20 protein-coding genes and 1 pseudogene are annotated in these 24,534 nt (G+C 58.2%); 8 read left to right on the top strand and 13 right to left on the bottom strand.

The annotated features are described in order from the left end of the window. Positions 1 to 125: 125 nt before the first annotated feature. The 5 genes from ACQZ5Y_RS18715 to ACQZ5Y_RS18695 all read left to right on the top strand — a co-directional run bounded on the left by ACQZ5Y_RS18715 (position 126) and on the right by ACQZ5Y_RS18695 (position 7,175). Complete coding sequence (locus ACQZ5Y_RS18715; protein ID WP_013761343.1) at positions 126 to 1,688, top strand: ABC transporter substrate-binding protein; 1,563 nt, start codon at positions 126 to 128, stop codon at positions 1,686 to 1,688. Next, positions 1,688 to 2,635, top strand: coding sequence for an ABC transporter permease (locus ACQZ5Y_RS18710; RefSeq protein WP_174059959.1), 948 nt, complete (start codon positions 1,688 to 1,690; stop codon positions 2,633 to 2,635). Before ACQZ5Y_RS18715 ends, ACQZ5Y_RS18710 begins: the two co-directional genes overlap by 1 nt. Then, entirely contained in the window at positions 2,632 to 3,456 is an 825-nt protein-coding gene (locus ACQZ5Y_RS18705) for an ABC transporter permease (protein WP_019566413.1), read from the top strand. Before ACQZ5Y_RS18710 ends, ACQZ5Y_RS18705 begins: the two co-directional genes overlap by 4 nt. Continuing rightward, the gene (locus ACQZ5Y_RS18700; protein WP_174059960.1) at positions 3,453 to 5,066 is read left to right on the top strand and encodes an ABC transporter ATP-binding protein; all 1,614 of its coding nucleotides are present in this window, start codon (positions 3,453 to 3,455) and stop codon (positions 5,064 to 5,066) included. Before ACQZ5Y_RS18705 ends, ACQZ5Y_RS18700 begins: the two co-directional genes overlap by 4 nt. A gap of 105 nt (positions 5,067 to 5,171) precedes the next feature. Further along, positions 5,172 to 7,175 (top strand): CocE/NonD family hydrolase, encoded by a 2,004-nt coding sequence (locus ACQZ5Y_RS18695; protein ID WP_019566414.1) that lies wholly within the window; start codon positions 5,172 to 5,174, stop codon positions 7,173 to 7,175. A 66-nt stretch (positions 7,176 to 7,241) separates the two neighbouring features. Here the strand turns inward: ACQZ5Y_RS18695 and ACQZ5Y_RS18690 are convergent. Then, positions 7,242 to 7,447, bottom strand: a pseudogene (locus ACQZ5Y_RS18690) (type II toxin-antitoxin system VapC family toxin); the annotation flags it as partial. Between the two features lie 224 nt (positions 7,448 to 7,671). Between ACQZ5Y_RS18690 and ACQZ5Y_RS18685 the strand changes: the two are divergent. Further along, the gene (locus ACQZ5Y_RS18685) at positions 7,672 to 7,881 is read left to right on the top strand and encodes a cold-shock protein (RefSeq protein WP_003517737.1); all 210 of its coding nucleotides are present in this window, start codon (positions 7,672 to 7,674) and stop codon (positions 7,879 to 7,881) included. 129 nt (positions 7,882 to 8,010) lie between these two features. After that, on the top strand, positions 8,011 to 8,235 hold the full coding sequence (locus tag ACQZ5Y_RS18680) for a hypothetical protein (RefSeq protein ID WP_003517740.1): 225 nt from the start codon (positions 8,011 to 8,013) through the stop codon (positions 8,233 to 8,235). Positions 8,236 to 8,445: 210 nt separating this feature from the next. Here the strand turns inward: ACQZ5Y_RS18680 and ACQZ5Y_RS18675 are convergent, their stop codons facing one another. The 10 genes from ACQZ5Y_RS18675 to ampC form a co-directional block, all read right to left on the bottom strand. Continuing rightward, positions 8,446 to 9,483, bottom strand: coding sequence for a sensor histidine kinase (locus tag ACQZ5Y_RS18675; RefSeq protein ID WP_026330965.1), 1,038 nt, complete (start codon positions 9,481 to 9,483; stop codon positions 8,446 to 8,448). A gap of 4 nt (positions 9,484 to 9,487) precedes the next feature. Beyond that, positions 9,488 to 9,925 carry a response regulator gene (locus tag ACQZ5Y_RS18670; protein WP_003517744.1) on the bottom strand — a complete coding sequence of 146 codons (438 nt, stop codon included), beginning with the start codon at positions 9,923 to 9,925 and terminating at the stop codon, positions 9,488 to 9,490. Then, on the bottom strand, positions 9,922 to 11,376 hold the full coding sequence (locus ACQZ5Y_RS18665; RefSeq protein WP_003517745.1) for a sensor histidine kinase: 1,455 nt from the start codon (positions 11,374 to 11,376) through the stop codon (positions 9,922 to 9,924). Before ACQZ5Y_RS18665 ends, ACQZ5Y_RS18670 begins: the two co-directional genes overlap by 4 nt. 240 nt (positions 11,377 to 11,616) lie before the next feature. Next, a complete protein-coding gene (locus ACQZ5Y_RS18660) occupies positions 11,617 to 13,428 on the bottom strand; it encodes an ABC transporter ATP-binding protein (protein WP_174059961.1) in 1,812 nt (603 codons plus the stop codon). A 4-nt stretch (positions 13,429 to 13,432) separates the two neighbouring features. Further along, the gene (locus tag ACQZ5Y_RS18655; protein WP_019566417.1) at positions 13,433 to 15,217 is read right to left on the bottom strand and encodes a gamma-glutamyltransferase family protein; all 1,785 of its coding nucleotides are present in this window, start codon (positions 15,215 to 15,217) and stop codon (positions 13,433 to 13,435) included. A gap of 22 nt (positions 15,218 to 15,239) precedes the next feature. Beyond that, positions 15,240 to 16,112, bottom strand: coding sequence for an ABC transporter permease (locus tag ACQZ5Y_RS18650; protein WP_019566418.1), 873 nt, complete (start codon positions 16,110 to 16,112; stop codon positions 15,240 to 15,242). 11 nt (positions 16,113 to 16,123) lie between these two features. Beyond that, a complete protein-coding gene (locus tag ACQZ5Y_RS18645) occupies positions 16,124 to 17,071 on the bottom strand; it encodes an ABC transporter permease (protein ID WP_003499573.1) in 948 nt (315 codons plus the stop codon). A 67-nt stretch (positions 17,072 to 17,138) separates the two neighbouring features. Next, positions 17,139 to 18,647 (bottom strand): ABC transporter substrate-binding protein, encoded by a 1,509-nt coding sequence (locus tag ACQZ5Y_RS18640; RefSeq protein ID WP_019566419.1) that lies wholly within the window; start codon positions 18,645 to 18,647, stop codon positions 17,139 to 17,141. Positions 18,648 to 18,725: 78 nt separating this feature from the next. Continuing rightward, positions 18,726 to 19,538 (bottom strand): FadR/GntR family transcriptional regulator, encoded by an 813-nt coding sequence (locus ACQZ5Y_RS18635; protein WP_019566420.1) that lies wholly within the window; start codon positions 19,536 to 19,538, stop codon positions 18,726 to 18,728. Between the two features lie 191 nt (positions 19,539 to 19,729). After that, a complete protein-coding gene (ampC, locus tag ACQZ5Y_RS18630; protein WP_112154427.1) occupies positions 19,730 to 20,887 on the bottom strand; it encodes a class C beta-lactamase in 1,158 nt (385 codons plus the stop codon). A gap of 133 nt (positions 20,888 to 21,020) precedes the next feature. On the opposite strand from ampC, the gene ACQZ5Y_RS18625 reads away from it, so the two are divergent. Next, complete coding sequence (locus ACQZ5Y_RS18625; protein ID WP_019566422.1) at positions 21,021 to 21,911, top strand: LysR substrate-binding domain-containing protein; 891 nt, start codon at positions 21,021 to 21,023, stop codon at positions 21,909 to 21,911. Here ACQZ5Y_RS18625 and chrA read toward each other — a convergent pair. Together chrA and ACQZ5Y_RS18615 are read right to left on the bottom strand one after the other, a co-directional pair. Next, the gene (gene chrA / locus ACQZ5Y_RS18620; protein WP_019566423.1) at positions 21,906 to 23,135 is read right to left on the bottom strand and encodes a chromate efflux transporter; all 1,230 of its coding nucleotides are present in this window, start codon (positions 23,133 to 23,135) and stop codon (positions 21,906 to 21,908) included. The two genes, ACQZ5Y_RS18625 and chrA, sit on opposite strands and share 6 nt — an antisense overlap. A 171-nt stretch (positions 23,136 to 23,306) precedes the next feature. Further along, positions 23,307 to 24,533 carry a DUF1501 domain-containing protein gene (locus tag ACQZ5Y_RS18615; RefSeq protein WP_025595996.1) on the bottom strand — a complete coding sequence of 409 codons (1,227 nt, stop codon included), beginning with the start codon at positions 24,531 to 24,533 and terminating at the stop codon, positions 23,307 to 23,309. Between the last annotated feature and the right edge of the window lies 1 nt (position 24,534).

Raw genomic sequence — 24,534 nt, 5'->3', positions numbered from 1 at the left:
ATGACCCCATGCGCAAAAATCATACCCCCCTGCGCGCATCGGTATCTAGTGCCGAACCGTCGAGTACGATACGCCACTGCCAGCCGCGCCTCGTCCGGCCCCGATAAAAAACAGGGAACCCAAACATGACATCCTCCCCCTTTTCCTTCTCGCTCGACCGGCGGCATTTTCTTGCCGGCGCGGCCAGCCTCGCGGCGCTTTCTGCCGGTTTCATCACAGACGCCAGTGCGCAAGGCGCGGACACACCGAAGAAGGGTGGCGTTTTGAAATTGGGTATCGGCGGCGGCAGCACCACGGATAACCTCGATCCCCGCATCCTGAAAGACTGGGTGCCGGTCAATCAGGCCTTCATGATCATGAACGGCCTTGTCGAGATCGATGCCAGCAATCACGCTGTGCCTGAATTGTTCGAAAGCTGGGAAGCGCAGCCCGGCGCCGTGGAGTGGGTCTTCAAGCTGCGTCAGGGTGTCACCTTCCACAACGGCAAGACCCTGACGGTGGAAGACGTCATCTACTCCATCAACCTGCACCGTGGCGAAACCACCTCTGCGGCACGCTCGGTCGCGTCTGCGCTCAAGAGCGTCGACAAGCTTTCCGACACCGAGGTCAAGATCGTCCTCGAAAGCGGCAATGCCGACCTTCCTTACATCCTGTCCGACTACCATTTCCTCGTTGTGCCCGAAGGCTGGACGGATTTCAGCAAACCTGTCGGCACCGGGCCGTTCGTGTTCGAAAGCTACGATCCGGGCGTTCGTTCGCGCTTTACCCGTAATCCGAATTACTGGAAGCCGAATGCCGCTCACGTTGACGCCGTGGAAGTCATCGTCATCAACGATATCGCCGCACGCACCAATGCCATGATGTCGGGTCAGGTCCATGCGATCAACCAACTCGACTTCAAGACAGTAGACCTGCTGCGCCGTAACCCCAACCTCAACATCGTCCAATCGGCTGGCGGCCAGCACTTCACATTCCTGATGGATTGCACGCAGGCGCCATACAAGGACAACAATATCCGCCTTGCCATCAAGCACGCCATCGACCGCGAGCAGCTTTTGAAAACCGCGCTGCGTGGCTACGGCCGCATCGGGAACGATCATCCGATCCCGAGTTCTGACCGCTTTTATGCCGCGGATCTGGCGCAGCGTCCCTACGACCCCGAGAAGGCGAAGTTTTATCTGAAGCAGGCTGGCCTCGATACGCTCAAGGTAGAGATTTCCGCTTCCGACGCCGCCTTCTCCGGCGCTGTGGATGCAGCGGCGATTTTCCGCACGAGTGCGGCCAAGGGCGGCATCGATGTTTCTATCAAGCGCGAACCCGCCGATGGCTACTGGGACAACGTCTGGATGAAAGCTCCATTCTGCATGTCATACTGGGGCGGACGCCCGACAGCAGACCAGATGCTGACCATCGCTTACCAGTCCACCTCGGCGCAAAATGATACGCACTGGAAGAACGAAAACTTCGACAGGAAACTCATTGAGGCGCGTGCACTTCTCGATGATGCGAAGCGCAAGGAAATCTATGCCGAGCTTCAGGCGCTCATCTCCAATGAGGGCGGCGCCATGATCCCGATGTTCGGAGATTATCTGGATGCGACATCCAAGAAACTGAAGGGCGTGACCACGCATCCGATGTTCAACTTCATGGGTGCCCGTCTCGCTGAAAAGGTCTGGTTGGACGCATAATGACTAAGCTTATCCTGAAGCGCATTGCTTTGGGTATTTTGACGCTTCTGCTGGTGTCGGCGCTTATTTTCGCCGGCACTCAGCTTCTTCCCGGAGATGTGGCGTCAGCAATACTCGGACAGAATGCGACGCCTGAATCTCTCGCAGTGCTGCGCGCCGATCTCGGTCTGGAGCAGCCCCTTCTGCAACGTTATCTTTCCTGGCTCGGCGGTTTCGTAACCGGCGACCTTGGAAATTCGCTGGCAAACCACCAGCCTGTCGCAGCTCTCTTATGGCCGCGGTTCTGGAACACCATGGCGCTGGCGCTGTATGCCGCCGTCGTGTCCGTTCCGGTTGCCGTACTTCTGGGTCTGTTCAGTGCCATCTGGCGCGGCAGCCTGTTCGATCGGGCTGTCAACATCGTTGCGCTGGGCTTTGTTTCCCTTCCGGAATATTTTCTGGGCCTGTTGCTGATCCTTTTCGTGTCCGTGCAGTACAATCTTTTGCCGAGCCTAGCCGACACTTATCCGGGCATGGGCTTTGCGGATTGGCTGAAAGCCACCACGCTTCCTGCTCTGACGCTGGTTCTGGTTACTGTGGCGCAGATGCTGCGCATGACCCGTACCGCCGTTCTTGCGGTGATGGATCAGGCCTATGTCGAAACAGCCTATCTCAAGGGATTGCGGACCAAACGCGTGGTTCTTCGCCACGCGCTTCCCAACGCCGCGGCCCCGATCGTCAACGTCGTATCGTTCAACATCGCCTATCTCATCACCGGTGTGGTTCTGGTAGAGGCCGTGTTCAACTATAACGGCCTTGGCCGTTTCATGGTCGATGCCGTTTCGAAGCGGGACCTTCCGCTGCTACAGGCAGCAGCCCTCGTTTTCGGCGCAACCTACGTCATTCTAAACATCATTGCCGATGTGTCGGCAATTGCGCTTAACCCGCGCCTGAGGCATCCGCGATGAAAATGCTCCGCACCATCACTCCAACCGCATGGGTCGGTCTTTTCATCATTTCGGTCAACATCGTCCTGTTCGCAGCCGGTCCGCATATCGCGCCTTTCGGGCAGGAGGAGATCGTCGGTTCGCCTTTCGATCCGCCTTCGGCAATGCACTGGTTTGGCCTTGATCAGAACGGACGCGATATGCTGTCGCGCCTTTTGGCCGGTGCGCAAATCTCCATCGGCGTTTCGCTGGCGGCGTCCCTGCTCTCCTTCACAATCGGCATCACGCTTGGTTTCATCGCGGCCATCTTTGGCGGCTGGCTCGATATGGTTCTTTCGCGCATCGTCGACACTGTCATGTGTATTCCAGTGCTGATCTCGGCTCTTGTCGTGCTGCAGGCGCTAGGCTCGTCCATCCCCGTGCTGATAGTGACCATTGCGCTTCTGGATTCCACCCGCGTCTTCCGTCTGGCGCGCATTGTCGCCCAGGGCGTGAATGTGCTGGAATATGCCGAGACCGCGCGCCTGCGCGGAGAAGGCCTGATCTGGCTGGTGTTCAGGGAGATACTGCCCAATGCCCTGCCGCCGCTCATTGCGGAATTCGGCTTGCGTTTCTGCTTCACCTTTCTGTTCGTGGCCGGTCTGTCCTTTCTCGGGCTTGGCGTTCAGCCGCCTTTCGCAGACTGGGGCGGCATGGTGAAGGACAACCAGCAGGCCATTCTTTACGGTCTCTACGCACCGCTATATCCGGCCGCTGCCATCGCCGTTCTCACCATCGGCGTCAATCTCGTCGTGGACTGGCTGCTGGCTGGCCGCAGCGCAATTCAGGGAGCAGACCGATGAGTAACAATGAGGTCCTGCAAATTCGCGGCCTGAAAGTTGCTGCACCGAATGGAGCAATTCTGGTTGATGGTATCGATCTGGATCTCAAGCGCGGTGAGGTCAAAGGGCTGATCGGTGAATCCGGCGCCGGTAAATCCACCATCGGGCTTGCCGCCATGGGATATGGCCGAAACGGTTGCCGAATCGTTGGTGGAGAAATCGTCGTGAATGGCGTTTCGCTGATGACGGTGGATCGCGCCGGTCGTGAGGCGGCGCGCGGTGCGCGCATCGCTTATGTGGCGCAAAGTGCAGCTGCGGCGTTCAACCCTGCCATGAAGATTGGCGAACAGATTATCGAGGGGCCGCTTTACCACGGCGTCATGAACCGGCGGGAAGCCGAAGCCTGGATGCTGGAACTGCTGCAAGCGCTGCAACTTCCCGATTATCAGAATTTCGGCGACCGTTACCCGCATCAGGTCTCCGGTGGGCAGTTACAGCGCGCGATGGTGGCCATGGCGATGTCATGCCGCCCTGACATACTCGTGCTGGACGAACCCACAACGGCACTCGATGTCACCACGCAGATAGAGGTTCTGGCCCTGCTCCGCAGCCTCATCCAGCGCTACAATACCGCCGCCCTCTACATCACGCATGACCTTGCCGTCGTCGCGCAGATTGCTGACAGCATCATGGTCTTGCGCCATGGCAAAAAGGTAGAAGCCGGTTCTGCCGAGGATATCCTCGAGCACCCGCAGGAAGACTACACGCGCCGTCTTGTTTCCGAACGCCAAGCCAGCATGTCCGGCGAATCCGTCCAGAACAGGGGTGGTGAAATCCTGCTGGAAGCGCGTGGCGTCACCGCCTACTACGGTCGCAAGAAGGTGCTGGACAACGTTCACTGCGAAATCCGAAAGGGCGAAACACTGGCAGTCGTGGGTGAATCCGGTTCGGGAAAATCCACTTTGGCCAGGGTTATTGCCGGGTTGCCGCCGCAATCCTCCGGAGTCATTTCGCTGGCTGGACACCGGCTTGCGGACAAGTACTCCAGGCGTTCGCGCGAAGATCTGCGCCGTATCCAGCTCGTCTACCAGCTTCCGGATGTGGCGCTCAATCCACGCCACACCGTTGGCGAGATCATCGGCCGTCCCATGTCGTTCTATTTCGGAATGAATGAAGATGAGCGCGCCTCCGAGGTGAACCGGTTGCTGGACCTGATCGGTCTGCCCCGGGAGTTTGCAGAGCGCCTGCCAAAAGCGCTTTCCGGGGGGCAGAAGCAGCGCGTGTGTATCGCACGCGCACTTGCCGCAAGACCCGATCTTATCATCTGCGACGAGGTGACATCGGCACTTGATCCTCTCGTGGCGGAAGAAATTCTCAGACTGTTGCGCTCGTTGCAGGATGAACTGGGCGTCTCCTATCTGTTCATCACCCATGACCTCGGCGTCGTTCGCCGGCTCGCCGACAGGACGATGGTGATGCAGCATGGCCGCATTGTCGAAACCGGCACGACCAAGGAGGTTTTTGCACCTCCTTACCAACCCTATACCGAACAGCTCATCACCTGGGTCCCCGAACTGCGGCGCGACTGGCTGGATGGCGTGCTGGCAAAACGTGGCCTCCCCGCCGCATGATCTGCGGGGCGGTTCACTCTTTGATGGGTGTCGCCTCGCATTCTTTCATTGTTGTCTCCCGGCAAAGCGATGCCCGCTTCAAATGACCCGACTGGAATACCCCAAATGACAATACGTGTTGAAGAACATATCTGGATTCCCATGAGCGATGGCGTACGCCTTGGTGCTCGCCTTTGGCTGCCGGAGGGCGCGGAACAATCGCCGGTTCCCGCCATTCTCGAGTATATTCCCTATCGCAAGCGAGACGGAACCCGCGGGCGCGACGAGCCGATGCACGGCTATTTTGCCAGCCAGGGATATGCCGCAATTCGCGTGGACATGCGCGGCACCGGCGAATCCGATGGCCACATGGCAGACGAATATCTGAAGCAGGAACAGGACGACGCACTCGAGGTGATCGACTGGATTTCCCGGCAGCCGTGGTGCAGCGGCAATGTCGGCATGATGGGTAAGAGCTGGGGCGGCTTCAACGGCCTGCAGGTCGCCGCCCGCCGTCCGCCGGCACTGAAAGCCGTTATCACCGCCTATTCGACCGACAACCGTTATACCGACGACATTCACTACATGGGCGGCCTGCTGCTGAACGACAATCTGTGGTGGGGCACCATCATGCTTGCTTATCAGAGCCGTCCGCTCGATCCGGAGATCGTCGGTGACACGTGGCGCGACAGCTGGATCGAGCGCCTGGAGAAGCTTCCCTTCTTTCCCGCACTCTGGCTGGAACACCAACGTTACGACGATTACTGGAAACACGGCTCGGTCTGCGAAGACTGGAGCGCAATTGAATGCCCGGTCCTTGCCATCGGCGCATGGGCGGACAGCTATACCAATGCCGTCCCGCGGCTTCTGGAGAACCTTCAGGTCCCGCGTCGCGGCATCATCGGTCCGTGGGGCCATATCTACCCCCAAGATGGTGTTCCCGGTCCCGCAATTGGCTTCCTGCAGGAAGCAACGCGCTGGTGGGACCATTGGCTGAAAGGCAAGGAAACCGGCGTCATGGACGAGCCGATGCTGCGCGCCTTCGTCAGCGACACGATCGAACCGACCGGTACGCGCACGACGACGCAAGGCCGCTGGGTTGGTGAAGCAACATGGCCTTCGCCTGAAATTGCAACCCGCTCGCTTTACCTCGGTGCAGCGAAGAAACTGCGCGATACGGCAAGCGAACCGGCAATTCTCAGCATTCGTTCGCCGCAAAGCCACGGCAAGGCGGGCGGGGAATGGATGGCGACCGGATGCCCCGGTGAACATCCAACCGATCAGCGGCTCGACAACGGTGGCGCGCTCGTTTTCGAAACCGCCTTGATGGAAGAGGATTTCGATATTCTCGGTGCGCCGGTAGCGCGTCTGCGCATTGCCGCAGATTGCCCTGTCGCGCAGATTTCACTGCGCCTCAACGACGTCTTGCCGGATGGTCGTGTCACACGTGTCAGTTATCAGGTTTTCAACCTGACCCACCGCGATAGCCACGAAAATCCGGAAGCGTTGGAACCCGGCAAATTTTACGATGTCGCAATCAAGCTCAATGATTGCGGTTATCGTTTTGCCAAAGGGCACCGGCTGCAACTCGCCATCGCCACGGCCTACTGGCCGATGGTATGGACATCGCCTTACGATGCGACGATCAGCGTTTCCGTTGCAGAAAGCGCGCTTGACCTGCCCGTGCGTGCCACCGGTGACGACAAGCCTGTGCGTTTCGAGTCCCCTGCCCACGGCCCATCGACACCCATGACGCAGGTCGATCCCGGCACGGTCCGCCGCTGGACCGAACAGGACCATGAGACGGGTATCAACACCTATGTCACGGAAGGCGTGGGCGGCTTGTTCGGCGAGGGCGTGTTGCGGTTTGACGACATCGACACCGAACTCAGCCATAGCCTGCGGCGTGAATTGACCATTCGCGACGGAGATCCCCTCTCCGCGAAATACGTCCTCACCCAGACATATGAAATTGGCCGGGATGGGTGGCGCATCAAGATCGAGAGCCGCACCGAGATGCGCTCCGACAGGGAAAATTTCTACCTGACCGGAGAACTTTCGGCACTCGAAAATGGCAACCTCGTCAAAACGCGGAAGTGGGATGAGCGCTACAAGCGCGACCTCATCTGATGTCGCATGGCCCTTGCAGCTATTTGCGGGGGCCTACAACATACCATTGTCTCGGTACCGTATCTGTCAGCTTTCCTGCTCAGGAGCGATCAATGTCACGGTTGGGAAACAGGATCGATATCGGCCTAGGTCTCGTGTCAGAAGCGGGAGACCTTGAACTGCGGCATGAGCCCCAACAAAAGAGACTGGCAAAACGTCTGTGCGGGATCCGCCTGCACGGCGATACTGCGTGAAGACCTTCCCGCTAAAAACAATGCGGAGCGAGTAAAAGGGATGGCCAAGCACAACTTTTTGTCGAGACGCAAAAATTAGAAAAACTAATAGTTGACGCAACCGTGCAAGCACGCTATAACGAACCATCGAATTTGCTTGCTTAGCTTTGCTTGTTGCGCGATTGGCACCGCGTTCTGAACGAACCTTTCCTTTCAAAATCGCTATCAATGTTCGCAGCGCTTTTTAGTGCTGTGGCTCCTCTATCGCTATGAAAGGGTTCATCATGACCACTGGCACAGTTAAATGGTTTAATTCCACTAAAGGCTTCGGCTTCATTCAGCCTGACAACGGCGGCACAGATGCCTTCGTTCATATATCCGCCGTTGAGCGGGCTGGTATGCGCGAACTCGTCGAAGGCCAGAAGATCGGCTTCGACCTGGAACGCGACAACAAGTCCGGCAAAATGTCGGCCTGCAATCTGCAGGCTGCCTAACGGGTTTTGCTTCCCTTTGACCACGGATGTACTGGCACTGCCGGAAGCACCCCGAACCAATCAAGGCCAGGCAAATTGCCTGGCCTTTTGTTTTCCGCTCGCATGCCGAGCCTTACCACCGGAACACCCATGACAGAAAAATACAGTATCTCGCGCCAGAAGGCCGAGGTTGCCTTCAGCAACATCCAGACGCCGTTCTTCGCAAAAGACAAAGCGCTCGACGAGCTTGATTCGATCACGCAATCCCGCGACGCCAAGACCTTGCGCCTTCGGGAAGCACGTCTTGCAAAGGAACAGTCTGATCGCATTTCTGCGACATCCGCTCTTCTTGCCAAGCGTGCCCGTGCACGATGATGGTTTTGACGGCATCGTCAGAACAGGTGCCTGAAGCCAATTCGCATCAGACGGCGTCCTGACCATCCCGGTATATACAGACGCCGGGCCTTGAGCTGTTGCATGCCTGTCAACTCCCAGGCAAGCTTACGTTCCAGCTGCCCAAGCGCGGCGCCAGTTATATTAAATCACTAAATTAGAATTATATTTAAAAACCGAAGCTATCGGCGTTTACATCTCGCTCCAGGTCATCGTGTAACGCGTTCCCTTGGCCTGTTCCGGGTGCGTATGCGTTTGCTCGACGCGAGCACCAATGTTCTGAGCCATTGCCATAATCAGCTTTGTTCCGAGGCCAGTACCACGCGGAGATGCGTCGGGCTTTGAACCGACACCATCGTCTTCGACAACGAGAACAAATTGCCGATTTTCTTCCGAAAGTCCGACGCGAACCGTACCGGATTGATCTGGATAAGCGTATTTCAGCGCGTTGGTCAGCAGCTCGGTGATGATGACACCCAGAGCTACGGCATGGTCTGCCTTGAGGCTGATGTCACAAAGCGATGTTTCGACGGTAATGGACGAAGATCCGGGAACCGCCTGAAACAACCCATCGATGATCGACGTCAGGTACGAATTGAGCGATACCAGACCTATATTGTCGGTATTGTAAAGGCTGCGGTGAACGCCGGCGATCGCCGAAATCCTGCTTTGGGTTTCCAGCAAGGCGACTTCGGCTTCCTCAGACTTAATGGTGTTTATCTGCAGGCGAATCATGGCGGATACCAGCGAGAGGCTGTTGGCCACCCGATGGTTCATCTCCTTCACCATCATTTCCGCATGTTCCTTGGCCTTCACCAGCAACCGGTCGGATTCCTCCTTCGTCTGACGCAGACGATGGTTTTCCAGCGACTGATCGATAGCCGTAAGCAACAGCGGGAAAAAGTCGTCACCGACATTCTTTATGACGTAGTCGGCGGCACCCGCCTTGAGGGCGTCGATCGCGATCTGGGCTTCGTTCGATCCCGTTACATAAAGAACGGGAACCCGCCCCGGCAAGGACTGAATCGCGGCAAGGAACTCCATTCCCGTCGATGTCTGGAAGTAATGGTCCAGAACGACGATATCGAACTGCTCGTCTTGAAACATCTTGAGCCCGGACGCCACGGATGCGGCATGGACCACCTCCATTCCGTGACGACCGAGGATCCGGCTGGAAAGCCGCGCCAGAGCCGGATCATCATCAACATACAAAACGCGCAATGCCATCATGCCTTCAAGGTACTTGAATTACGGAGAAGAACAGGCCGAGGTTCTTTATCGCACTCGCAAAGCCTTCGTAGTCGACCGGCTTGGTTATATAGACATTTGCACCAAGGTCATAACATTTCTGAATCTCGGTTTCGTCATCCGTCGTCGTCAAAACGACCACCGGCAAACGGCGCGTATATTCGTTACTCTTGATCTCCTCGAGAATTCGGATACCCGACATATCAGGGAGGTTAAGATCGAGCAAAACGAGAAGATATCGATCTTTGCTGACAACGCCATCGCGGTTTTCACCGAGGATGTAGTCGAGTGCCTTTGCACCGAGCGTAAAGGGCATGATCTCGTTATTCACACCTGCGCGACGTACGTTCTTCTCGATCAGCCGAGCATGACCTTCGTCATCCTCGATCATAATGATCGTTACCTCTTGACCGGTTGCCTTCATTTTTCGCCTTCTTTCGTCACTTTTCTGAGATCGCTCGGCAACAGCAATGTAAATGTACTGCCTTTGCCAAGTTCGGAACTCACCTTAATGTCTCCTCCTAAACTTCTTATTAGCGACCGAACATGGGCAAGGCCGATGCCTTCCCCCGGCTGATCCTGATCACCGGCGCGGCGAAAGAGTTCGAACACCCGTTCCAGATCATGCTCGCCAATGCCACGCCCGTTGTCGCTGACTTCGATGCTGATGGCACCCCGCCCGGACGGATAAGCACGGGCAGTCAATCGCAGCGGTCGTCCCGGCATCTGGTATTTCACCGCATTGTCGAAAAGATTGCCAAGGATTTGGTCGAGAGAGATACGATCCGTCACGACTGTCAGCTTTGATGTCTCGACACTGATCTCGCCGCCATTGGCATTGATCTGGTGACGAACCGTCTCGGAGAGCGATGACAGCAATGTCTCTATGTCGACTTTTTCCGGTTGCAGCTTTCGCTGACCATCGCGCGATATCTTCAAGATCGCATTGATCAGCTGGTCCATCTTGCGTGTCGAAGAGCGGATGAAACTGATCGCCTCGGGAAGATCTTCCTCGACAGCCAGTCTGGCATCCCGAACCACGTCGTCGGAAGGCATTTTGCCGTCTGCGAGCACATAGGCGGTGACCGGCTTCAGGGACGTATCGAATTCGGAGAGGAACCCCATGATATTGACGAGCGGCGCACGCAAATCATGCGTGACGATATAGGCGAAGCGCTGAATTTCCTGATTGGCGCTGCGAAGATCACGGGTTCTTTCCTCAACCCGCTCCTCCAGATGGCGATTTAGCTCGTCAACATCTTCCCGAGACCGGTTCAACGCACGGATATATGTGAAGACCAGAAAGATTGAACCGCCGACAACAAGCAGGATCGCCAGCGTGCCGCCGAGCGTTACCCATTGCAATGTATTGGCGGCGCCAAGTTGGTCTCCGACGATGATTCGGAGCCGATCGTCGGTCTGCGATTGCAGCTTCGACAAGATCGCCCTGATTTCGTTCATGAACCGTTTGCCGTCATTCTCACGGACGACTTCGACTGCCTCGGTGATGCGTCCTGCCTTTTGCAGATCGATGGTTTCCTGGGTTTCAGCCAGCTTGTTGGCGACGGCATTACCGAGATCCGTCAGATCCTGCTCGTATTGCTTCTGGTCCTTCAGCACTTCGAGAAGTCTGGACTGCCTCTGCGGCAACAGGCTCAAGGCCTCCTGATAAGGGCCCAGATACTCGATGTTGTTGGTCAGCAGATAACCCCTCTGCCCCGTTTCAATGTCCTGCATCGACGTCAGGATATCGAGAATGGCTGCCCGCACACGGCGTAACTCGGCTGTTTCTTGCGAGTACCGGTTGTTCACCTGCACCAGCCACAGCGAAGTGGCGACCATTCCGGTCAATATTGCAACACCCACAGCGAGCATAAACAGGCTTCGCTGAGCAAAAGGCGAGAAACTAATCACAGTTGTAAATTCCCGGCATGCACCTCATTCGCGCGCAAACTAGAATATGCGGCGCATTGAATCGAACGTTTTATTTTCGATTCATATGGGAACCACTTTTGACGACGCGCGTTAAGCAAGGCTGTAAAAAATATTCCGCTCATAAAAGCGGATAGAGGTGCGAAACTTCACGGTTTTTCAATCCGCAATGCTAGAATTACCTTAAACAACCTGAACCAGATGGCCCGGGGAAACGGTTTTATAGTTTCGCGTCGGCGTTTGAAATCCCATCGGCCGTATCGGGCTTTTCAGTTCATCGTTGGATATGCCGCGCTTTATTCCGCGTCGCGCCGGATCGGGTACCGGCACTGCCGCCATGAGTTTCTTCGTGTAGGCATGTTGCGGATTGTCGAAAACAGCAGCGCGCGGACCGATCTCCACAATCTCACCGAGATACATCACCGCGACGCGATGGCTGACACGCTCCACCACCGCCATATCGTGGGAGATGAAGAGGAAAGCGAGATTGAGGCTCTGTTGCAGGTCGAGGAGCAGGTTGCAGACCTGCGCCTTGATCGAAACATCGAGAGCCGACACGCTTTCGTCGGCAACAATGACCTTCGGATCGAGGGCAAGCGCACGGGCAATCGCGATGCGCTGGCGCTGGCCGCCGGAAAATTCGTGAGGATAGCGGCTCGCCATGTCGGCGGTTAGACCAACCTTTTCGAGGAGATCGGCAGTCTTTTCTTTCGCCTGCTTCGTGGTGCCCAGTTTGTGCTTGATGAAGGGTTCGGAAATCGCCGTACCCACCGTCATGCGCGGATTGAGCGACGAGAACGGATCCTGAAAGATCATCTGTACGGACTTACGCATATTGCGCAGGCCGACGGTATCGAGCCGCATCACATCGTAACCATCGAGCGAAACCTCGCCGGCCGTCGGTTCGACAAGACGCATGATCGAGCGGCCGGTCGTCGACTTTCCGCAACCGGACTCGCCGACCAGTGCAAGCGTCTCCCCCTGAAACAGATCGAAGGAGACGTTTTCGACCGCGTGAACCGCACCCGTCTGCCGGGCCAAAAGGCCGGAGCGGATGGGAAACCGCGTCACGAGGTTCTTGACCGACAGGACAGGTGTCTGTCCGCTCGCAACCGTTTCGGCTATTTCTACCGGATCGGTCGACAGGCCGGTTTTCATGTCGAGGACCCGAAAGCGCGTCGGCCACTGCCGGTCGCGCATCGAGCCGAGCTTCGGCACCGCCGAAAGCAGCGCCCGCGTATAGGGATGCTTGCCGCGCTGGAATATATCCCCGGTTGGTCCGGTCTCGACCTCATCGCCCCGGAACATGACAATGGTGCGGTCGGCGATCTCCGCCACGACGCCCATATCATGAGTAATGAAGAGGACCGACATGCCCTCCTCTTCCTGAAGCAGTTTGATCAGATCGAGAATCTGGCCCTGAATGGTGACGTCGAGCGCGGTCGTCGGTTCATCGGCGATCAGCAGTTTCGGCCGGGAAGCGAGCGCCATTGCGATCATCACGCGCTGGCGCATGCCACCGGAAAACTGATGCGGATACTCGTCAAAGCGACCGGCCGCGTTGGGAATACGAACCTTTTCGAGAAGCCGGACCGTCTCCGCCCTTGCCTGCTGCTTCGAAAAGCCCCTGTGCCGGATGAGGACCTCGGAAATCTGGCGGCCGATCGTGAAGATCGGATTGAGCGACGTCATAGGCTCCTGAAATATCATCGAGACGTCGTTGCCCCGCACGCCCCGCATTTCCTTCTCGGAAAGCGCCAGAAGATTGCGCCCGTTCAAGAGAACTTCACCCCCAATCCGGCTGAAAGCGGGGCTAAGCAGACGCATGATGGACAGCGAGGTGACGGACTTTCCCGAACCGGACTCGCCGACAATCGCGACGGTTTCGCCCGGAGCAACATCGAAGGAGACGTTACGGACGACGCTCTTCCAAGCATCATCGACGAGAAAAGAAGTGGTCAGGTTTCTAACGGAGAGAACAGGTGTCGTATTCATGATGTCATCGTCCCACAGCATAGGCCTGCATCAGTCGCGGGGTTGCGGCGGCCCGCAGCAGGCCATCGGCATCCCGCTTTGCGGCAGTCAGGCGGCCCACCGACCACGCATCGGCAACGGTGACCTTGTGTCCGCGGCGGCGAAGCTCCTGCAGCGTGATATCACCCACGGTGCTTTCCACCATGATCTCGCCCGGCGAACTGGTGCGCGGATAAAACGAGCCCGGAAAATGCGAGGTATGGAACAGCGGCATGTCTATGGCCGCCTGCAGGTTCTTGCCGTGATGCGCATAACGCAGGAAGAAGGGCAGCTGCCACTGATCCTGCTGATCGCCGCCCGGAGTACCGAACACCATGGAAGGGCGTCCCTGATGCAGCGCAAGCGAGGGTGTCAACGTGGTGCGCGGGCGTTTTCCCGGTGCAAGCGAGGTCGGCAGGCCTTCCTTCAACCAGAACATCTGGGCGCGGGAATTAAGCGCAAAGCCCAATCCCGGAACGATTGGCGATGATTGCAGCCAGCCGCCGGACGGCGTGGTTGAGACCATGTTGCCCCAGCGGTCTATGACATCGATATGCACGGTATCGCCGCGTTTTTCGGTAAGATGCGACATGGTGGGCTCGTAGACGGTGCCCTTGCCGCTCATTTCGGCGAGCATGGCCATGGTGGCGTCCACCTGCTTCTCGTAACCCGGCACGATGCCGGGACGCAGATCGAGCGATGCCTCGCTGCCGATCAGTTTACGACGCCCGGCATTGTAGCTTTCAGAGAGAAGATATTCCGTCGGAATCTGGCCGAAATCAGGATCGCCGTAATAGACCTCACGGTCGGCAAAGGCGAGCTTCATGGCCTCAACGATGGTGTGGATGAAATCGGGGCCGGACGGGTCCATGGCCGCAAGATCGAAGCCTTTCAAAAGGGCGAGCGACTGCAACAGAACCGGTCCCTGCCCCCAGGCAGGCGTCTTTGCAATCGTCCAGTCATGATAATCAAGCGTCTGCGGCGCTTCGATGGTCGCGCTCCAGTCCGCCATATCCTGCGCCGTCAGCACGCCCTTGTGCTTGGTGCCGCTTGCATCCATGACTTCAGCGGTCTTGACGTAAGTGTCGATGGCTTCCGCTACGAAACCCCGATAGAAAGCGTCGCGTGCGGCTTCAATCTGGTTTTCGCGACCCGAACGCGCTTCGGATTCAGTGACGATCCGCTTGTAGGTTTCCGCAAGTACAGGATTCCTGAAAAGGGCGTGCGGCTCGGGTGCGGCACCACCCGGCAGCCAGGTCTCGTAGGATGTCGGCCATTCCTTCTCGAAGAATTCCGCCAGCCCCTTGATGGTGGCGGAAACGCGCGGCAGAGTCGGATGTCCGTATTCCGCATAATAGATGGCTGGTTCCAGCACCTCGCGCACGCTCATCGTGCCGTAGTCGCGCAGCATCAGCATCCAGCCATCGAAGGCTCCGGGAATGACGGTTGCAAGCAGACCATCGCCGGGGATCAGCTTGAGCCCCTCCGAGGTATAGTGCTCGATGGTGGCGCCACTCGGAGCAGGCCCCTGCGCGCAGATGACTTCGACCTTGTCCTTCTTCTTTGAATAAAAGACGGCAGGCATGTCGCCGCCGGGACCACAGAGATGCGGTTCGACGATCTGCAGCACGAAGCCGGTGGCAACCGCTGCGTCGAAGGCGTTACCTCCCTTTTCGAGGATTGCCATGCCCACGGCCGATGCGATCCAGTGCGTCGAGGTGACGACGCCGAATGTGCCAAGGATCTCGGGGCGTGTGGTAAATTCGGTCATTCAGTCAGTTCCTTATGAGAAATCATGCTTCGCGCGGATCGAGCGCATCACGCAGGCCATCGCCCAGGAGATTGAAGCCTATGACGACGAGGAAAATTGCAATGCCGGGCCACATCGTCATCCACGGTGCCTGGCTCAGAAAGTTCTTCGCGGTGTTCAGCATGGAACCCCACGACGGCGCCGGTGCCTGCTGGCCAAGGCCGAGGAAGGACAGGCTCGCTTCCGCAATGATGGCCGTCGCAACCGTCAAGGTCGCCTGCACGATGATGGGAGCAAAGACATTTGGCAGGATGTATCGTGTCATGATGTCGAAGTGGTTGAGGCCAATCGACCTTGCCCCCTCGACATAATCTTCCATCTTGACCGCCAGCACCTGACCACGGGTCAACCGAACGAAAATCGGCATGGCGGAAAGCCCGATGGCGATCATCGCGTTGGTAAGGCTCGGGCCGAGGAAGGCCGCAAGGGCAATAGCCATGATGAGGAACGGCATAGCCAGCAGCGCTTCGGTGATGCGCGATATGACCATATCCACCCAGCCACCGAAATAACCGGCGATCAACCCGAAGGGCACGCCGATGACCACCGCAATCATGACGGAGACAACACCCGCCATCAGCGAAGCGCGCGCGCCATAAATCATGCGCGAAAGGATATCACGGCCAAGATCGTCGGTGCCGAGCCAGTGGGCGGCGGACGGCGCCTTGCGGATGGCCGACCAGCTGGTCGCAATAGGGTCAGCAATCGGCAGGATCGGTGCTGCGACGGCAAGTACCGTGAAGAAAAGCACGATAATCAGACCGGCGAGCGCCGATTTGTTGCGCTTCATTTTCTTCCAGGCGCGGCTTTCCTGCCGCGGCACCGGTACGGACATGTTTTGATCGAGAGCGGTCATGATATCAGGCCTCAGATCGTCGCCCTGAGGCGAGGGTTAAGCAGGACATAGGCAATGTCCGCCAGCAGGTTCATGAGGATGAAGCCGACCGCGGTGCAGAGCACGATGCCCTGGACGACGGCGTAATCGCGGGTGAAGACCGCATCGACGGTCATCTTGCCGAAGCCGGGAATGGTAAATATCTGCTCCGTCAGAACCGCACCGGCCAGCAACTCACCGAAAAGCAGTGCCAACAGCGTGATGACGGGCAGAAGCGCGTTGCGAAAACTGTGCGACAGGATGATCTCGCGCGGCGAAAGCCCCTTGGCGCGGGCGGTGCGGATATAGTCTGAACTCAAAACCGCGACCATTGCCGAACGCGTGTGGCGCATCAACGTTGCCGCAAGCGCATTGCCGAGCACGAAGGCGGGCATGATCATCGTCTCGATGGAGCGAACGGGGTCGACGAATATCGATTCATATCCGGATGCCGGCAGCCAGCCGAGCTTCACTGAAACCAGCAGGATCAGCATGATACCGAGCCAGAAATTCGGGATCGACAGGCCGGAAAGCGCCACGATATTGGCGGTGTAGTCGATCCATGTGTTTTTCTTGACGGCGGCCAGAATGCCGATCGGGATACCGATGACCATCGCAAAGAACATCGCCATCACAGCCAGCTGGATGGTGACCGGCAGCTTCTGGCCGATCAGTTCCAGCACTGGCTGGTTGGTCCTCAGCGAAATACCGAAATCGCCGGTCACCACGCCGCCCAGCCAGTTGATGTACTGGAGCGGCACCGGGTCGTTCAGGCGATACTTCTCCCGCAGGAATTCAATCGTCGCCGGATCACGCTCCTCACCCGCCATGGCGAGAACAGGATCACCCGGCAACAGTTTCTGCAGCGAGAAGACGAAGATGGAGATGATCAAAAGCGTCGGGATCGCGACCAGCAGTCGCTTGCCGATATAGACAGGCATGGCATTGCCCCCGTTCGTGCACGTTCTGGAGGGCCGGACGGCAAGCCGTGCGGCGGATTTGAAGCGCTTAGTCCTTGCTGACGCCGAGAAGGCGGATCATGCCATCAGGCGAAGGCTCCCAGCCCTTGACCTTCTTGGAAATGGCATAGGCATAGGGTTGGTGGCCGAGATAGATGATCGGCATGTCGTCGTTTAGGATGACGCTTGCCGCATCGTATTTCTCCTTGCGGACCGCATCTTCAGTCGAGGCGCGTGCTTCGTTCAGCAGCTTGTCGACTTCAGGATTACAATATTTCACATCGTTGATGCCGCCCTTGCAGGTGACGAACTGGTGAAGATTGCCATCGGGATCGATACGACCAGACCAGTCAGAACGGCTGAGCTGATAGTTGCCGGCGGTCTGTTCGGAAAGAAGCGTCGCAAATTCGGTGGCCTTCAGCGTCACGTTGAAGCCAGCCTCCGCCACCATGGACTGGATCACCTGCATCATCTGCGTCTGCGTGGTGTTGTTGGCGTGCTGAAGTTCGATATCGAGCTTCTCGTAGCCAGCCTCCTTCATCAGCTGCTTGGCTTTGTCGATGTCGCGGGGCGGCACCGGCAGGTTCTGGTTGAACCATGGGCTTGTCGGCGGGAATGACTGATTGCCGGCCTTGGACGTACCCTCAAACACGATCTGGCCGATCGCTTCGCGGTCAATCGCATAAGAGAAGGCCTGACGCAGGCGCTTGTCCTTGCCGAGCGGATTGTCAGCGCGCGCGCCGTTGTTGATGTTGACATACATGGCCATGTAGCCCGGACCGATCACATCCGCATAGGTCAATTTGGGGTCATTCTTGACGGATTCCGCATCGGACGCCGAGATACGTTCGGCAATGTCGAGATCGCCAGAGCGGAGGTTTGCAAGCTTCACAGTGGTATCGGGAATTGGCAGGTAGACGATCTTGTCGACCTTGATCTTGTCCTTGTCCCAATAATCCGCGAATTTTTCGAGGACGATACGGTCCTGCTGGATGCGCTCGACGAATTTGAACGGTCCGGCGCAAACCGGCTTGGAGCCGAAATTCGCGCCCAGCTCCTTGGCGGCCTTCGGCGCGACGATCATGCCCGCGCGATCTGAAAGCTGGGCAAGCAGCGTGACATCGGGCGTCTTCAGCGTGAACTTGACTTCCAGCGGCCCGGTGGCCTCAACCTTTTCAACCGAGGACAACTCGCTCTTACGGCGGGATTCCGGAAGGGTCATGTTGCGCTCGATGGTGGCGACGACGGCGGCCGCATCCAGCGTCTCGCCGTCGTGGAACTTCACGCCGTCGCGAATTTTCATCGTCAGCACCTTGCCACCCTCGGACCAGGCCCATTCGGTGGCAAGCTGGGGAACGATCTTCATGTCCTGCGAGATATCCACCAGCTTGTCGCACATGGAGGTGTAGACGATACGGCCGACGAAGGTGCGCGATTGCGCGGGATCAAGCACGTCCGCGTCATCGTTGAGGCCGATGCGCAATTCGGAAGACATGGCTGGTGCGGTCAGAAACGCGCTTGCCAACAGCGCCGCAGTCAGTGTGTAGATTTTCTTCATGTTCGATCCTCTGGTCTGGTTTTCTTTGACTTTTATCATTGGCTGGCCCCGAAGGACCGGCGGGTTTACGTCCGCGGCCTAAGAGGCCGGGGTAAGCGGATTGTCGGCTTCGTTGATGCTCTTCGCCGCACGGTCTTCCGCAGCGCTCTCCTCCTGAAACCCGAGCGAAGTGGCGCGGATCAATCGTTCCTGATGCATGAGAAGGTGCTGGCGCATCGCCTCTCCGGCACGCGCCGGATCGCGATTGGCAATGGCATCGACGATGGCGACATGCTGTTCGAAAGACGCCTTGCCATTCGTGCCACTGCGCCGGGCGAGTTCGCGTATCGACTGCCAGGCATCGTCCTGGCGAATACGGTTCACGACATCGAAGATCGACAGGAACAGTTTGTTGCCAGCACTCTGGGCTATCTGGCGGTGGAGCGAGCCGTCCCACAATTCCTTGGCATCGGCATCCGTGCTTTCGCCGGTCTTCTTGACGAGCGCGCGCATGCGCTCTACCTCGGCGGGCTTGGCGCGCATGGCTGCAAGCTGCGCCAGTTGCGGTTCGATGCGCAGGCGGACTTCCATGATTTCCATGATATCGGTGCTGGCGACCATTTCGGTAACCTGGGTGGACCAATCGTCCGGCTTTTCACCCACAAAGGTTCCGGCCCCCTGGCGACGCCAGATAAGACCCTCGGCCTCCAGAACCTCCAGAGCACGGCGGATTGACCGGCGGCCGACATTGAAGGTCTCGGCAAATGCCCGCTCCGTCGGCAGACGGCCGTCATTCGAGAGATTCTTCGTCTGAATATACTCGCGAAGCTTCGCCAGCGCGTAGTTTGAATTGTCGTTAGGGTTTGTCGCCAAGCCGCACCACTTGTGTGAACCAATCGAACATTGGTTCATTTGGTGAGAAATTTCGGCAGACGTCAAGCCCATTTTTGAGCCTTGATTACAAGCGCTCAAAATATGGGCATACGCCGATTTTCAGGGTCGGGAATGCATGTTTTCAAGGCAAGGATGACAATGCAGGCGAGCAAATGAATTACGACCGAAATGCCACCCTTGTCCTGTACGCGTTTACGCCAGCATTGACATCATTCGGAGCTTTTGAGTCCGTTCAAAATCTCGTAAGCCACGGCAACACGATCCTCATTGGGATAGTTTTTATTGGCCAGAATGACGATACCGAGTTTCTGCTCCGGTATGAACGCCACATAGGCTCCGAAACCGTTGGTGGAGCCGGTCTTGTTGATGAAGACATCGCCACGCGGCTTCATCGGCGGCGAAATTTCCGATACCGGCACCGTCTTGAGCAAGGCGCCGGAGTTCGTTTCGATCAGTGTTTTCAGCGCGGCTGGGTAGGCATATTGCTCCCAGATCATATCCTGCGTCATCGCGCCAACGCTGAAATATCCCGCATGAGTGTTGGCGATCGCCTGCTGGAGTTTTCCGTCCAGCTTTTCCAGCCCCATATTCGCATTGACGAAACGGATCATGTCGGTCGCCGTCGATCTGACCCCGTAAGCCTCCGATGAGAGAATGGCTGGCGTCATGCGGGCCGGTTCGCCGGTTCTCTTATAACCCTGCGCATAATCGGCCATCTTTGCCTTGGGCACCATGGTGAAGGTGCTCTTCAATCCAAGCGCCGGAAACAGTACGTCCTGCATAGCGCTGTCATAGCTTTGGCCCATGGCCTTTGCGGTGACGTATCCGAGCATTCCGATGCTGGGATTGGCGTAGGTTCTGTGCGTTCCCGCCTTGTATGCAGGCTTCCAGGCCTTGAGATAGGCCAAAAGCTGCGGCTCCGTCTTGACATTGTCCGGCACCTGCAACGGAAAGCCGCCGGCGGTGTGGGTGCCAAGATGCATCAGCGTGACATCGCCAAACGGTTTGCCCTTCATGGAGGGAAGATAGTCTTCGACCTTGCCAGATAGTGACAGTTTGCCCTGCGTCTCCGCATAGGTACTGAGCGTGACCGTGAATGTCTTGCTGATGGAACCCAGCTCGAAAAGCGTCTGCGGGGTAACCGGCTGGCCCGTAGTTTTGGACATGACACCGTAGGTGAAGACGTGGTTTTCGCCATCGACACTGATGCCAACGGCCAGACCCGGAATACCGTTCTTCTCCATCACCGGCTTGATCGCTGCATCCGTTATCGCTTTCAGCCTGGCATCATCAGCGGCAAAAGCCTGCGTGAACAGGCTCGTCGAGATCAATGTGGCCAATGCAATATGTCTGCGATTAAGTTTCATCTTTCGCGTTCTCCAAAACCTCAAGTGGATTTTCGGCGCCTGCGCCGTCCCCAGCGAAAGACGTTTAACCGCCCTACATTGCACGAACAAATCATGATATCTCGGACGAGGCATAACAAAATCTAGGTCTTGAATGGTTCGGCAATTTCTTCCACTGAACGGCTTGAGGGCATTTGAGGCATCAGCGCGGCACCTCAGTTTCACCCGCGCGGCCATAGAACTCTGCGTGACGCAGGCGGCTGTGAGCCAACAGGTGAAGGGCCTCGAAAAACGACTGGGGGTTTCCCTTTTTCAACGGCTTCCAAGAGGCCTGAAAATCACCGCGGAAGGCGAAGCCCTGCTACCGACGGTCACCAGCTCTTTCGACCAGATGGCGATCACGCTCGACAGGATCGAAGCCGGTCAGGTGCGCGAACTGCTGTTTCTGGGCGTCGTGGGAACCTTTGCCGTGGGCTGGCTGCTGCCGCGGCTGAGGGAATTTCAAAAGCGGCACCCGTTCATCGACGTGCGCGTTTCCACCAACAACAACCGCGTGGACATGGCCGCCGAAGGCCTGGATTTCGCCATTCGATTCGGCCAGGGCTCTTGGCATGGCACGGATGCATTCCGGCTTTTCGAGGCGCCCCTTTCGCCTCTCTGTACGCCGAAACTGGCGGAGACACTGAAATCCCCCGCTGATCTCGCGGACGCCACGCTGTTGCGCAGCTACAGGTCTGACGAATGGGCCACGTGGTTTGCCGCGGCTGGCGTGACGCCGGTTGCGCAGGTGAATGCCGGCATCGTTTTCGATACCTCGCTCGGCATGATGGAGGCCGCATTGCAAGGGCTCGGCGTGGCGCTCGCCCCGCCATCGATGTTCTCGCGGCATCTTGCATCCGGGACTATCGTGCAGCCCTTCCCCGTCACCATATCGCTTGGCAGCTACTGGCTGACGAGGCTGCAATCAAAGCCGCCGACACCAGCCATGCAGGCCTTCTCGGACTGGATGTTTACCAATATCGGTCCTGCGCAAGACGGTCTATGACAGGGCGAGCAGAACGCCACCAATCGCGCAGATGACCACCACGATCCATGGCGGCGTCTTCCACACCGTCAACAGGATGAAACCCGTCAGCGCAAGTGCAAAATCCTTCGGCATGAATATGGCGCTTGTCCACACCGGATCATAAAGCGCGGCCCCGAGAATGCCAACGACGGCGGCATTTGCGCCGCGCATGGCAGCCTGCGCCAGAAGGTGCTTGCGAAACCCCTCCCAGAAGGGCAGCGCACCGACGAGCAGTAGCATGCCCGGCAGAAAGATCGCGACAAGCGCAATGGCTGCTCCCGCAATACCGTTCGGCTGCGGCCCCACCACAGCGCCGAGGTAGGCCGCGAAGGTGAACAGCGGGCCGGGAACGGCCTGGGTTGCACCGTAACCGGCGATAAACGCATCTTCCGTCACCCAGCCCGTGGAAACCACTGCCGATTGGAGCAACGGCAGCACCACATGGCCGCCACCAAAGACAAGGGCGCCGGCACGATAGAACGCATCGAACAATGAGAGGCCTTGCGAGCCGGCCATCGCCGCGAAGACCGGCAGGAAGGCCAGCAGGAGCGCGAAAGTGGCAAGCGCAATGTATCCGACACTTTTCGGCACCCGGAATGCGAGATGGGATGCCTGACGCGCGGCCTCGCTGCGGCAGAAGCAAAGCCCCGCAATGGCACCCAAGGCAAGCGCCAGAATCTGGCCAAAAGCCCCCGCGACAAACACGACGCAGATGATGCCGACGAGCGCGATGCTGGCACGCTGTCTATCTGGGGCAAGGCTCTTTGCCATGCCCCAGACGGCCTGCGCCACCACGGCGACCGCAACGATCTTGAGGCCATGCAACAGGCCGGTACCGACCGGCCCTTCTATCGACGCGGCGACCATGGCGAAGAGAAGCAGGAGGATAGCGGATGGCAGGGTGAAGGCCGTCCAGGCCGCCAGCGCACCGAGCGGCCCTGCCCGCAGCAACCCAAGGGCAAAACCGACCTGGCTGGAGGCCGGCCCCGGTAAGAACTGGCAGAGCGCCACGAGATCGGCATAACCCGCCTCATCGATCCATTTACGCCGCAAGACCAGCTCATCGCGAAAATAACCGAGATGGGCGATGGGACCGCCGAAGGAGGTGACCCCGAGCTTCAGGAACGCCGTAAAAACTTCGCCGGGCGTGCCGCTTCGAGGGGTGGCCGCTTCAGTGCGGATGGTTTGCGTTGACGACTTCACGAAAAAGCTCCCTGAGCGTGCAACGGCTGTTCGTCTAAACAATGTCCGTATCAAAAACGATATCGATATCAGACACTATTATGACAGGGATATGAAGAGGCGGGAGCGCATCCTCGATGAACAGGATCGTTCGACGCGCTCCATATCTTCGTTTTTACGTCTTTTCGAGCCTCAGACGATCAGTCCCTTCATGGGCCGGATGGCCTCCGAACCGGGAAAGACCGCCTTGTCGAGCATGGCAGCGCTTGCGCCGAGATGATCGACCGCGAGACCCTTGATGATCGCGCGAATATCCGTCGTGGGCGCAAGGTCCCGCCCATCCCGCAACTGCGCGAGCTTGAGGCCGGGCCAATCGGCGATGACACGCCCGCCACGGATGCTGCCGCCGGCGAGAAAGGCCGTTGTTGCCGTTCCGTGGTCAGTTCCTTCCGTACCGTTGATACGGGCGGTGCGGCCAAATTCCGTCGCGACCAATATGGCCGTATCCTTCCAGACCGGTCCCAGCTCCTGCTCGAAGGCGGCAAGCGCATTGTCCAGCCCGCTCAACAATTTTGAAAGACGGTCGACCTCATGGGCATGGGTGTCCCAACCCTCGAAAGCCAGCGCCGCAACGCGCGGCCCTTCCGGGTGCGCAATCAGCCGTGCTGCACCCCGCGCCATCTGTTCCATGCCAACGGGATCACCCGGACCACCGCGGGCCTTAATATCGACGCCGGAGGCGATCCTGCCGGTTTCGATACCCTCGGCGAGCAGTGCCGCCAGCATCGGGTCCGTCTGGCCGTAGAGATCGGCAAGGCGCGGAGCGAGATCGCCATCGGCGGGCTTGAGAACGGATGGCGCCCATCCCAATATCGGTGCCTTGCCGCGAATGACAAGCGGAGCGCTGGCGCCAATGGCAAGGCCGCTCACCCGCTGCCCGGCCGCAGCTGGATTGATGGTTTCACCCGCCGGCAACTGTTCGAGCAGACGGTTCAGCCAACCCGTCTCGACATGGCCGGGGGTCGGAAAACCCGATTCCAGCACATCCTGGCCATCAAAATGCGAACGGTCACGATAACCGGTGGCGCTGGCGTGGACCACCGCTGCCTCGCCCTTCCGGTACAGCCGCTGGAAATTGCGAAGGGATGGATGGAGCGCAAAGAAACCATCCAGCGCGAGGGCTGGATTGTCGCCTTCAGTGCGCATGGCGATCTGTTGCCTTAGCGCCTCATAGTCGGGGTCGCCGACGGGCGGCACGGCGGTCAGCCCGTCGAGCGCGCCGCGCAGGATGATGGTGACGAAACGTGGGTCGCGCCCGCCGGCAGCAAAAGCAAAACGCGGCATGAAGGCCCAGGCAAAAAGCGCGCCGCCTGTGCCAAGAAGAGCGCGGCGGGTTGGGGAAAGATGTTCACACAGCATG

Source organism: Agrobacterium sp. A3-95 (assembly GCF_053521785.1).
This window is presented reverse-complemented; position numbering and strand designations above follow the sequence as displayed.